Genomic DNA, 11,689 nt, shown 5'->3' with positions numbered 1-11,689 from the left:
CATGAGGGTGGACTTGCCCGATCCGGAGGGGCCCATGATCGCGGTGAAGGCGCCGCGGGTGAATTCCACGGTCACGTTGTCCAGGGCCCGGACCGCCGAGTCCCCACTCCCATACACCTTCGACAGCCCGCGGGCGATCACGACCGGTGGAGCCTGCGGCGGCTGCTGGTACGGCGTAGCCAAGGCGGGGCTTTCGCTCACGATGGGTTCTCCTGAGAATAGGCGGTGTCGCGATTCCTGCGGCGAGCGGGGGCACGGCTCGCGGCAACACGGACAACGCTAGGTCCGCGCAGGTCACCGATTCCTCGGCCGGAGTGCCGATCTTCGCGGTGGCCGAAAGTACGGCGCGGCGGCGCCAACGACGCCTTCGTTGGGTGCCCCCTACCGACTTTCGTCGGTGCCGCCCTGCCCCAACCCGAGCGGCCTCACCCGACTCAACGCCTGTGACCTGCGCGAACGCGCCGGGGCCGACTTTCGCCTGAGCTGCGGGAAACGCCGTTGACCAGGCGAAGGACCGCTGCTGAGCGCGCCATAGACTCCGGCACATGTTCCATGGTGAGGGAGAGAAACTGCGGCGCGCCTTCGGGAAAAGGCCGGTGCGGATCTGGGGCTGGTGGTGGGACCGCCGCTACCGGTTCGCCGACTGGTTCTACGCGATCGCCTTCTGGCCGTGGATTACGTTCTTCACCGTCACCTCGAAGTCGGGGCTGGCCGCCCCGGTGCTGGCGCTCATCGGTGAGCCCGTCGGGCGGACCATCCAGTTGGTGGCCATAGGGGGCACCCTCGTCGTCATCCCCACGGCGGTCGCGGGCACGATCCTGTTCCGCCGCACCCGCCCCCACCTCCTGCTGGCCGCCGCAGCGCTCATGCTCGTCCTGCTCGGCAACCCGGTACCGGTCGCGATCGCGCTCTACTCCTATGCCGCCTGGTTCTCCAACCGGCGGCGGCTGGCCAGCTGGACCCTGATCATGGTGGTCGGGGCAGCCACGGCCTACGCGTTCAGCGATGGCGCCGTGTTCGCGACGGTGAGCGTGTGGATCGTGTTCATCGCGCTCCCCCTCACCGCCGGACTGTGGGTCGGCACCCGCCGCCAGCTGATCGACAACCTGAAGGAGCGCGCCGAGCGGCTGGAGCGCGAACAGCATCTCATGGCCGACCGCGCCATCACGGCCGAGCGCACCCGTATCGCCCGTGAGATGCACGACGTCGTGGCCCATCGGGTGAGCCTGATGGTTCTGCACGCCGGCGGGCTGGAGGTCTCCGCCACCGACGCCAAGACGGTCGAGACCGCCGGGCTGATCCGCAACACCGGCCGGGAGGCCCTGTCGGAACTCCGCGAGATCCTCGGCGTGCTGCGCGACGACCCCGCCTCCGAGGCGCCCACCGCCCCGCAGCCCGTCCTCGCCGATCTCGCTCGGTTGATCTCGGATTGGCGGGCGGCCGGAATGGAGATCGACTGGCGCACCTCCGGCACCCCGCGCCCCCTGCCCGCCCAGCTGGAGCGCACCGCTTTCCGAACGGTGCAGGAGGCACTGACCAACGCGGGCAAACACGCGCGCGGCGGCGCGGTGGTGGTCCGCATGGACTACGGTGACGATGATTTGGAGATCGTGGTCACGAACGCTCCCCCCGCCCCCAGCACCGGTCCGCGCCCGGAACCCCCGCCCAGCAGCGGCTATGGTCTCGCGGGGCTGCGCGAGCGCGTCGCGCTGGCCGGCGGCAGCCTGTCGGCGGGCCCGTACCCGGACGGCGGGTGGCAGGTACGCGCTATCTTGCCTGTGGGGGAGCATGTGCCGGAAGAGACGGGGGACAACGCGGGTGATCCGCACGATTCTGATCGATGACGAGCAGCTGGTCCGCTCGGGCCTGAGAATGATCCTGGACTCGGCCGACGACATCGAGGTCGTCGGGGAGGGATCCGACGGCGCCGAGGCGGTGCGGCTGGCCCGCGAACTCCAACCCGACGTCGTGCTCCTCGACATCCGCATGCCAGGTGTCGACGGCCTGACCGCCGCCACCGAACTGACCGCCCTGCCCGACCCGCCCAAGGTCGTCCTCCTGACCACCTTCGACCTGGACGAGTACGTCCACCAAGCGCTGCGTGCCGGGGCCGTGGGCTTCCTCCTCAAGGACACCCCGCCCCGCGATCTCATCGCGGCCGTGCGCACCATCGACGAGGGCAACGCCATGCTCGCCCCCAGTGTCACCAAGCGCATGCTGGAGCGTTTCGCCGCCCCGGCCTCGGATGAGGCCCCGGTCGCGGCCAAGCGGCTGGAGGTGCTCAGCGACCGCGAACGGGACGTCCTCATCGCGATCGCCCGCGGTATGTCCAACGCCGAGGTCGGCCGCGAACTGGGCATGCGCGAAGCCACCGTCAAAGCGCACGTCAGCCGGATCCTGTCCAAGCTCGCCATGACCAACCGCGTCCAGGCGGCCATCCTCGCCCACGACGCGGGGTGGGTGTAGCCCGCCGACCCGCTCCCCCGGATCAGCGGCTGCGGCGGCGTTCCGAGGAGCACGGCCGCTTCCGCGGCGCGTGGGACCCCCCGCGCTGCGGCGACGGGGTCCCCCCGGGGGCCGGTTCCTACCCGTTGCCGGGGCAGAGCCGCTGGGGCTGGCCGCCGTTCACGCTCGCCTCGACGCAGCCGCCCGGGATACCGGACGCGGGATGGGCCGTGTCGCCGAAGTTGGCGGTCACGGTGAGGGCGCCGTCGCCGAACTCGGTCCGCTGGACCAGGTTGTCCCCGGACAGGTAGTCGAACCCCGTCATCGGCTCGGTGGCCGCCGCCTCGTGCAGGGGGTGGAAGAACCTCTGGAGCTCGGCGATCTGCTCGCCGTGGGAGTCGAGTTCGTCGTCGTTCAGCACGAGGTTGACCGGCGTGTTGTACAGCATCGCGAGCAGGATGCGGTCACGCGCCTGGTGGGGGAGCTTGTACAGGGGCAGCTCCCAGCGGTCGGTGCTGATCACCGCGTCGTGCAGGACGGTCTGGGACAGCGGCACCCGGTAGGCGGGGTCGAACATGGCCGTGGCGACGTTCTCGGGCAGGGTCGCGGGCTGGAAGAAGAACTTGGGACCGCTCGCCGGGGGCGTACCCGCCCCAGTTCTCCCGGTCGCGCTCGACCGCCCACAGTCCGTCAGCCACCGGTGTCAAGGAGCCGTGGCTGAACGCGATGACCTGATTGGCCCAACCGACGGCCGATTCCGAACCGAGCACGAGGCCGTCCTCCTCCGACAGGCGGCCCATACGTTCGATGCGGTTGCCACGGTCCTGGGCCCGAGTCATGGGGTGGTCGGGGCTGTAGTCGTCGAAGAGCTCCCCCGCGGCGTCCACGTCGAGGAAGTAGCTCGTGGCACCGTTGGCGGTCATCTCCTTGACACGGTCGTCCAGGTAGGCGCGGGTGGCGTCGTTGTCGGCGATGGCCTGGGAGCTGAGATAGCAGCCGCGGTCGTGGAAGCCCGCCTTGGGCCGGCCGTCGGCCCCGATGACGCAGTCCCCCGGGTAGACGCCCTCAGGCCAGGTCGACGTGGGCGCGTCGGACTCGGCGGGGTCCTGGGCGTTGGCCCAGGAATCGTAGGGGCCGACGAGGTAGCCGGCGTCGTCGGCGGCGCGCACCGCGTCGGCGGTCATGGGGCGCCGTCGGCGTCGTAGCCGAGCCACATGCGGTCGATGCCCAGCTCGCGCATTCTCTCGACGGCGGCAGCGCGGCGCCCGCTGCCCCACGTGTAGGCGTGGAAGGCCCCAATGAGTTTGCCCACCTCGGGGTTGTTCGCGATCTTCGCCTTCAGCGAGCCGAGCTGCCCGCGCTCCGTGAGCAGGGCGCGGTAGTCGGCCGCCGCGGCGGTGGGCTCAGGACCGGTGAGGGCGAAGGTGACAGCGTACTTGAGCGTCCCGGACCGCGCGGAGAAGGTGTGTTCGGCCTCGTTGGACAGTCGACCGGTGTCCGAGACGAAGCGCAGCAGTGTGCCGATGCCGTCGTCGCCTACGGTGTAGCTCGCGCCGAGGCCGCCGATGGCGGTACCCCAGAAGGGCAGGGTCAGCCCCGAGGACATCGCGATGTCCGCACCGGCGAGACCGGCGTCCTCGGAGGTGAAGAAATCGTCGTCGAGCGGGACCGACAGGCCTTCCCCGCGCGGGAACCGGACAGCGGAGGCGGCCGGGTCGGTGCCGGTGACCGGCCAGGTCAGCGTGGAGTCGGGGTCGTCGCCGCCCGCGGTGGCGCGCACCTCGATGGAGAGGCGGCCCTGCTCGGCCGTGGCGCTGGCGTCGAACCCTCGGTCGGGGTACGACCAGCGCGCGCCCCCGGGGCCGATGGTGAGAGCATCGGGGTCGCCCAGGTCCTGCTTGGCGGCGTCGGACAGCGTGATGCGGCCGCCGCTGTCGGGGCGGGCGGCGACCGCCAGGGTGGCCGGGTCGACCACGGCCTCGCCGCCATCAATGGGGACGACGACCGCGCCGTCCTCGACCCGGACCGGTGACGGTGGGGGTGGTGCGGCGGCGACGGCCAGCGGAACTGCCGCGGCGACGCCGAGACAGGCGGCGATCGCGGTCACCCCCCGCCCTGGGCGGGGCGGCGGGCTCCGGGCGGCCGGGGTGGGGGACTCGGGAATGTCGGTCGGTTCTTCTGCCATGCGGCCCGATGGTGGCGACCGGTCCTGAGAGTTGGATGAAAAACACGGGTCACCGTGTCGCCCATCCCCGTCGCGCGACGGCGCGGCCCCAGGCGGCGGCACGCGTCAGGGGCGTTCGCCGGTGTCCATGGCGCGCCAGTACTGGCGCTTTTTCTCGTCGCGGACGACGAGGTTCAGCTTGGCCAGCTCCTGGCGGAGCTCCGCGGCGTCGTCCCCGTCGTCGTTATCCAGCGCCCGCTGGCGGGCCTTGAACAGGGCGTGTGCTCCCGGCGAGAGCTCGGGCATGCCCGGTACCCAGCGGCGGAAATCGTCGCGGTGGGGGTCTCCCCCGGACAGCCACGTGTAGCCGTGAGCGCTGAAGGCGTTCTCCAGGGCTGTGGCGTCCAGGTCGTTCTTCTCCCGGGCCAGCTCCCGCGTACCGCCGCCGAGGAGCACCAGGTCCTTGCCGTCGAGGAAGACCGCGTTGACCGACGCGCGGTGGATCTCCTGCACGTTGTCGCCGCGCTTGAGCTCGACGGCGTCATCGGTGACGGTGACCGACAGGCTCCCCAGCCACCAGAAGAACGCGAGGACGAGCCCGGCGGCCGCGCCGAGCACGAGGGCACCGATGGTGGCGACCGGCTCGGGCAGGGACGCGATGAGCCGGAACGGCCCCTGGAACGGCGCCCACTCCAGGGAGGCGACCCACCCGGCCACGGATTTGACCAGCCATCCCCCTCCGGCGCCGATCAGTGGGAGTCCGATCCACCACACCCGTTCACTGACGACGGTGGTGTTCCTACTCGGGGTCATCGGGGTTTCCATAGCGCGGTCTCTTCGCTTTTCCACATCGACGTACGCCGCCGGGTTCGGGGCGTTCCGGCGGCACCGGGCATCACCCGACGCTACGGGGTGTGGCGGCCAGGGCGCATCGTCCATTGGGATGCGACGCCGTGACCGAAGTCGGTCCCGCTGGCTCACGAGGTCGACCGGCGCCGGGGCCGGCCGCGCCGTCGCCACCCCGCGGCCCAGCGGAGACCGGGCCGGGCGGCCAGCGAGCGCAGGGGTCACCCCACGTCGTCGAACGGCCCGGCGCCACCGTGGGACGCCGATGATCGGGGCGAGGTCGCGAAAGGCACGAGACACGGCAGAACGGTCAATGTCGTGAGGATCTCGAATGCCGGAACCACCCGGTGCGGCCGAGAAGGACGGGGCGTGCACGGGAACGCCGCGCCGCCGCAGGGGAGGCGCGGCGCCCACGGGAATGACTCCGGGGAGTGAGGATATTCCATCCTGGAAGTCGCAATCGGGCGCGCGCCGCACACCCCTCCTCCGCACATTTCCGCAGTTCGAATGGGGTATTTCAGGATATTTCCCTTACCCGAAGGGCAGCTTTCTGTTACCTACAGCCAGTCAGCTACTACTTGACCGCCGTCACAGGGCGCTTAAAGGATGTGGGCGTGCGTAACCGACACCATGGCCTGCCCCCCGCCCTCGCCCGTCGACCGATCCTCCTGCGGTGAGCACGGCGCCCGCTCGTCAAAGTCCCGCCCCGTCGCCAGGGCGCGGCGACCTCGTGTCGGTGGTGGACACCCTGCACGGTCACCCCATCCCCGATCCCTACCGCTGGCTGGAGGACCCCGACTCCCCCGCCACCCGCACCTGGCTCGCCGACCGCGCACGGGAGTTCGCGCGGGCCGCCGCGAACTGGCCGATGCGCGACCGCCTGGCCGCCCGGATCCGCCGACTCATCGCCACCGATCTGTGGTCCCCTCCCGTCCGCCGGGGCGATCTCGCCTTCACCACCCGCCGCGACGCCGGCGCGGACCACCCGCGCCTCATCACCGTCCGCGACGGCTACGAGCGCGTGGTTTTCGACCCGGCCGTGCACGACCCCAGCGGCCGCACCACCCTCGACGCCTGGGAACCCAGTCCCGACGGGCGCCTGGTCGCGGTGCAGACCTCCACCGGCGGCACCGGGCGCGGCGCGCTGCGCGTCCTGTCCACCGAGAACGGGCTGCCCGTCGAGGAACCGATCCGGGGCGTGCGCTGCTCCCACGTGGCATGGCTGCCCACCCCCCGCGACACCGCCTTCTACTACGTCCGCAGCGACAGCGCCGAGGGGCGTTACGGCGTGTGGCTGCACCGTGTCCTGGCCCTCCCGCGCCGCCCCGACATCCTGGTGCACCCCTGCGCCGGACCGTGCACCGTCCCGGCCGTCCGGCTGCTGCGTGGCCGATGGCTGCTGGTCTCCGAGAACCACGGGAGCGGCCACCGCAACGACCTGTGGATCGCCGACCTCCGCGGCGGGAGCGCGCACGCGCCGCGGCTGCGCGCGGTGCATACCGGGGAGGAGATCGCGTCCGAGGCCGAGGCCGGCCCGGACGGCCTCCTCTACCTGCGAACCACTCTGGACGCGCCGCGCCGCCGCATCTGCGTCGCCGATCCCGCCGACCCGAGCCCCACCCAGTGGCGCGAGGTCGTGCCCGAGGACCCCGGCACGACGCTCGACGGGTTCGCGGTGACCAGCTCCGCCCCACGATCTCCGCGCCCCGCCACCGCGGCCGACGCCGCCGAAGGGTCGGCCGACATCGAGCTCCTGGTGAGCCGGACACGCCTGGGCATCAGTGAGCTGTCCGCACACGGCGCACGCGACGGCCGCCGCCTGCGCCGCGTCGAGCTTCCCGGCGACGGTATGGTGACCCGGCTGGAGGCGGGGACCGACGGCTCGGCCTCCTTCTGCTATGCCGACGTCGCCACACAGCAGACAGTGCTGGTGCTCGGCCACGGTCAGCGTCATCCCCACAGCTGGCCCCTCCACGCGCCACCCCGTGCTCCACGCGTTTCCGCCCCGGGCGCGGCGGCCCCCAACAGCTCGAAGCCGGGCCGCGGACCCCGCCGCCACACCCTGTGGTGCCGCTCGACCGACGGCACGAGCGTCCCCGTCACCGTGTTCTCCACCGGATCCGCCGACGCGCCCGGTCCCACGATCCTGCACGCCTATGGCGGGTTCGGCCGCCCCCGGCAGTTCGGGTTCAGCGCGACCGTGCTGGCCTGGCTGCTGGCCGGGGGCCGCTACGCCGTCGCGCACGTCCGCGGTGGCGGCGACGCCGGTAAGGCGTGGCACCCGCGCGGCGTCCACCGCGACAAGATCCGGTCGGTCCAGGATCTCATCGCCGCGGCCGACGCGCTCGTCTCCGACGGGTACTGCGCGCGCGACCACCTGTGCCTGTCGGGCGGCTCGGCCGGCGGGCTGCTCGTGCTCGCGGCGGCCACCATGCGCCCCGACCTCTGCTCGGCCGTCATCGCCTCGGCCCCGCTGGCCGACATGGCGCGCTTCGAGCAGCTGGGGCTCGGGCGGATGTGGACGCGGGAGTTCGGCACCGCATCGGACCCCGTCGACTTCACGGCGCTGATGTCCTACTCCCCCTACCACCGGGCGCTGAACGGCCAGGGGCACCGCTACCCCGCCGTACTGCTCACCGGTTGCCACGGCGACACCCGCATCGATGCGGCGCACCCCCGCAAGATGTGCGCGGCGCTGAGCGCCGCCGCCTCGCCGGATCGCCCTGTCCTGCTCCGCTACGAGCGCGATGCCGGGCACGGGGCGCGCGCCGTGACGAGGGCCATCGAACTCGCGGCCGACGCGCACGCGTTCGCGGCCGCGCGAACGGGGCTGTCCCCGCGGACCCGGTCCGCGTAGGACGGCCTACTCCCCCACAGGAAGAGAGGTGAACGCACATGGACCCGATTGAGGTCGAGGTCGAGGAGCTGACCGAGATCACCTCGCGGGACATCACCGCGGGCGGCGACAGCGACGGCACGGACTCCAGTTCCGACTTCATCTGAGCCTGATCCGATGTCCCACCGGACATCCGGTTCGGTGCTCTGACCGACACATCGGCAACCGGCCGCCGGGGAGACCCTGCTCCCCGGCGGCCCACCGACTTCGCGGAGGAAAGGGCCGACCGTGACCGATCGCCTGTTCACCGAAACGCTGCGCGCCGCCGTCGGCGACGATCTGCTCTCCGCCCGGCTGTCGTCGGACGTCATCTTCACCGACCTCGGACCCGACGCCGTGCGCTCGCTGCTGACCTTCGACGATCTTGACGAGATCCTGCGGACCCGCGAACTCGAACCACCCCGTGTGCGTCTGCACAAGCGCGGCAAGCCGGTCCCCGCAGCGCGCTATACCGAGCCGGGTGAGGCGTCGGGCACCGCGCGCTCGGTCATCCGGCCCGAGGACTTCTACCGCGAGCTGCGCGAGGGCGCCAGCCTGGTGATGGACGGGATCGACCGGCTGCATCCTCCCGTCCGCGCCGCCACCGACGACCTGATGCGGCTGGTCCGCGAGCGCGCGCAGGCCAACCTGTATCTGATCTGGGGCGACTCGCACGGGTTCGACACCCACTGGGACGACCACGACACGTTCGTCCTGCAGCTGGTCGGGGAGAAGTCCTGGCAGGTGCATGGCCACGGCAGCCGCACCTACCCGATGAAGGTGGACGCCGATCACACCCACACCCCGCCCGAGGACACGGTGTGGGACGGGGTACTGCGCCCCGGCCAGGTGCTGCACGTACCGCGCGGCTGGTGGCACACGGTGCGGGGCACCGGCGGGGTGAGCATGCACCTGACGTTCGGCTTCACCCGCGCCACCGGCATCGACTGGGCGCGGGCGCTGCTCGACCGGCTGCAAGAGGTGGAGTTCATGCGCCGCGACCTGCCGCGGTTCGCCGCGCCCGACGAGCGGGCCAAGCACCACAACGAGCTTCTTCGGCACCTGGCCGATGCGGCCGAGGAGCTCGATGTCGACGCGTTCCTGGACGGGCGCGACGCGCGCTTCCCGCGCCGCCGGTCCTTCTCCCTGGCATGGGCGGTGGAGGGGAACGTGCCCGGTCCCGACACGCGGGTGGAGTTCGTCCCGCTGCTCACGCCGCCGGTGGAGCACGACGGGACCCAGGTGAGCGTGACGGTGTCCGGTCGGCGGTACCGTTTTCCGTCCGTGGCCGAACCGGTCCTGGCGGAGCTGGCCCGCGGGCGCGAACTCACGGCCGGCGAACTGGCCGAGCGCTCGGGGACGCCGATGCCGCTCACCGCGGAGGTGCTGCGGGCGCTGGTCCGCCACCAGCTGGTACTGCTGCGCTGAGGCGGCGCCGCGGTGTTCCGGAACGCCGGTCACGCCCACGCCTGACGACCGGAATTCGCCCCATTGACGAGGACCGATTCCCGCGGATTCGGATCGCTACGGATGACCGGCAGGCAGGTCGCGAGGCCTGATTAGCGCGCGTTCGCGGAGTCCAGACACTTGGCGCCGTTGTGGCCGGCGGCGCGCGTTTCGGGCGGGCACGCGGCGGCCCCAACGTTGGCGGCCGTTTCACGGACGATGCACCGTCCGTAGTGCTGGAATTACAGCATGGGGAGGACTCTGGGGCGGGGCGATGCAGAGGTGGCGTGGACCATGCGATACGGGGTCTGGTTGGCGGCCCCGTTCGGTGTGGCGTTCGCCGGGCTGGTGCTGGCGATACTGCTCGGGCCGGTGACGCACTGGGTGGCCGGCCCGGTCGTGCACCGGCTGCCCGACGACCAGCAGGCAGTGGCGCTCAACCACGTGCGCAGGACCGTGCTGCAGTCGGTCGGGGGCACCGCGGCGCTCTCGGCGCTGGCGTTCGCCGTGGTCAACTATCGGCTGAACCGCCGGGGGCAGATCACCGAGCGCTACACCTCGGCGATCGGCAACCTGGCGTCGGACAAACTCGCGGAGCGCATCGGGGGGATGTACGCGCTGGAGCACATCATGCGGGAGTCGGAGCGGGACCATTCGACGGTCGTCGAGGTCCTGTCGGCCTTCATCCGGGAGAACGCCTCCGCCGAAGACGAGGAGGGGAGTCCGCCGATGCGGGATCTGGGGCGGTGGATGCATCCGCCCGCGGGCACGGTGGATCCTCCCGACGAATCGCAGGCGCGCAAGCGCCCGGCGACCGATATCCAGACCGCGCTGACGGTGATCGCCCGGAGACCGCGGCGCCCGGAGCGGAACCGGGTCGATCTGGGCACAACCAATCTGCGCGGCGCGGACCTGCGCGGCGCCCACCTCGAACAGGTGGATCTGCGCGGTGCCCACCTCGAACACGCCGACCTGCGGGGCGCCCACCTCGAAGACGCCAATTTGAGACGCGCCCACCTCCAGCACGCCAACCTGAGACGTGCCCACCTGGAACACGCCGACCTGTGGGGCGCCCACCTGGAACACGCCTACCTGGGGGGTGCGCATCTCCGCCGCGCGGACCTGTGGGGCGCCCACCTGGAAGACGCCAATCTCGTGGGCGCGCACCTGGAGCACGCGCGCCTGCTGGGCGCCCGCCTTGAGCGCGCCTACCTGGTGGGGACCCACCTGGAACACGCCAACCTGCGGCGGGCCCACCTCTCCCACGCCAATCTCGTCGACACGCACCTGGAGCACGCCTATCTGGTCGACGCCCACCTGGAGGACGCCAACCAGCTGGGCGCGCACATGCACCACGCCAATCTCCGGGGGGCGCACCTCGAACGGGGGAACCTCGGCGGCGCCCACCTCGACGACGCCTATCTGGTCGGCGCCCACCTGGAACAGGCGAACCTGGTGGACGCCCACCTGGACCGGGCCGACCTGGTGGGTGCCCACCTCCAGCGCGCGGATCTGGTGGGCGCCACCCTCGACCACGCCAACCTGGTGGGCGCCGACCTCAAGGACGCCGACCTGTGGGGCGTGGACCTGTCGACGGTGCGGGGGCTGAGCGAGGCCCAGTTGCGGTCGGCGATCACCGCGGACGTCAACGAGCATCCCGGTGAGGGAGGCGGCGCCGGCTCGTCACCGTCCTGACCCCAGCCGCGTGCGACGCCCCGGCGGCGGTCAGTCCCCCCGGCCCGGATACGCGATCACCGACCCCCGGCGTCCGCCGAGCGCTGCCGGTCCGGCTGACGGAATTCGGGGAAAGGAGACGACGGGACGGGCGACACGCATCCGCGTCGAGCAAAATCGAACGCCGCGTTGTCGGCCCGGCTTTGTCGGCCCGGCCCCGGACGCAGAAAGCCCGGGAC

9 protein-coding genes and 1 pseudogene are annotated in these 11,689 nt (G+C 71.8%); 5 read left to right on the top strand and 5 right to left on the bottom strand.

Annotated features, from left to right (window positions below):
- The coding region (locus ABD259_RS06740; RefSeq protein ID WP_412759346.1) for an ATP-binding cassette domain-containing protein at window positions 1–183 on the bottom strand (183 nt) is incomplete at its 3' end.
- 362 nt (window positions 184–545) lie between these two features.
- On the opposite strand from ABD259_RS06740, the gene ABD259_RS06735 reads away from it, so the two are divergent.
- Both ABD259_RS06735 and ABD259_RS06730 read left to right on the top strand, forming a co-directional pair.
- The gene (locus ABD259_RS06735) at window positions 546–1,844 is read left to right on the top strand and encodes a sensor histidine kinase (RefSeq protein ID WP_344100231.1); all 1,299 of its coding nucleotides are present in this window, start codon (window positions 546–548) and stop codon (window positions 1,842–1,844) included.
- Entirely contained in the window at window positions 1,819–2,466 is a 648-nt protein-coding gene (locus ABD259_RS06730) for a response regulator (protein WP_344100229.1), read from the top strand. The genes ABD259_RS06735 and ABD259_RS06730 overlap by 26 nt, the downstream gene beginning before the upstream one ends.
- 118 nt (window positions 2,467–2,584) lie before the next feature.
- On the opposite strand, the gene ABD259_RS06725 is transcribed toward ABD259_RS06730, so the two are convergent.
- The 4 genes and pseudogenes from ABD259_RS06725 to ABD259_RS06710 form a co-directional block, all read right to left on the bottom strand.
- Window positions 2,585–3,046: a glycoside hydrolase gene (locus tag ABD259_RS06725; protein WP_344100286.1), complete on the bottom strand. Its 462-nt coding sequence runs from the start codon at window positions 3,044–3,046 to the stop codon at window positions 2,585–2,587.
- Between the two features lie 100 nt (window positions 3,047–3,146).
- Window positions 3,147–3,629, bottom strand: a pseudogene (locus ABD259_RS06720) (glycoside hydrolase); the annotation flags it as partial.
- Entirely contained in the window at window positions 3,626–4,630 is a 1,005-nt protein-coding gene (locus ABD259_RS06715) for a hypothetical protein (RefSeq protein ID WP_344160869.1), read from the bottom strand. The pseudogene ABD259_RS06720 and the gene ABD259_RS06715, both read right to left, overlap by 4 nt.
- 105 nt (window positions 4,631–4,735) lie before the next feature.
- On the bottom strand, window positions 4,736–5,422 hold the full coding sequence (locus ABD259_RS06710) for a YqeB family protein (RefSeq protein ID WP_344100225.1): 687 nt from the start codon (window positions 5,420–5,422) through the stop codon (window positions 4,736–4,738).
- Window positions 5,423–6,185: 763 nt separating this feature from the next.
- Between ABD259_RS06710 and ABD259_RS06705 the strand changes: the two genes are divergently transcribed.
- The 3 genes from ABD259_RS06705 (at window position 6,186) to ABD259_RS06695 (ending at window position 11,471) form a co-directional block, all read left to right on the top strand.
- Window positions 6,186–8,312: a prolyl oligopeptidase family serine peptidase gene (locus tag ABD259_RS06705; RefSeq protein ID WP_344160866.1), complete on the top strand. Its 2,127-nt coding sequence runs from the start codon at window positions 6,186–6,188 to the stop codon at window positions 8,310–8,312.
- A 267-nt stretch (window positions 8,313–8,579) separates the two neighbouring features.
- Window positions 8,580–9,758, top strand: a complete 1,179-nt coding sequence (locus ABD259_RS06700) for a JmjC domain-containing protein (protein WP_344160863.1) — start codon at window positions 8,580–8,582, stop codon at window positions 9,756–9,758.
- A gap of 312 nt (window positions 9,759–10,070) precedes the next feature.
- Window positions 10,071–11,471, top strand: coding sequence for a pentapeptide repeat-containing protein (locus tag ABD259_RS06695; protein WP_344160860.1), 1,401 nt, complete (start codon window positions 10,071–10,073; stop codon window positions 11,469–11,471).
- Window positions 11,472–11,689 lie beyond the last annotated feature (218 nt).

It is taken from the genome of Nocardiopsis rhodophaea, assembly GCF_039530945.1.
In the GTDB taxonomy this organism is placed as follows: Bacteria; Actinomycetota; Actinomycetes; order Streptosporangiales; family Streptosporangiaceae; genus Nocardiopsis_C; species Nocardiopsis_C rhodophaea.
This window is presented reverse-complemented; position numbering and strand designations above follow the sequence as displayed.

Bases quoted from the DNA above. Each gene is read 5' to 3' on its own strand.
- ABD259_RS06735 (WP_344100231.1), top strand. From the start codon at position 546: ATGTTCCATGGTGAGGGAGAGAAACTGCGGCGCGCCTTCGGGAAAAGG.
- ABD259_RS06715 (WP_344160869.1), bottom strand. From the start codon at position 4,630: ATGGCAGAAGAACCGACCGACATTCCCGAGTCCCCCACCCCGGCCGCC.
- ABD259_RS06710 (WP_344100225.1), bottom strand. From the start codon at position 5,422: ATGACCCCGAGTAGGAACACCACCGTCGTCAGTGAACGGGTGTGGTGG.
- ABD259_RS06695 (WP_344160860.1), top strand. From the start codon at position 10,071: ATGCGATACGGGGTCTGGTTGGCGGCCCCGTTCGGTGTGGCGTTCGCC.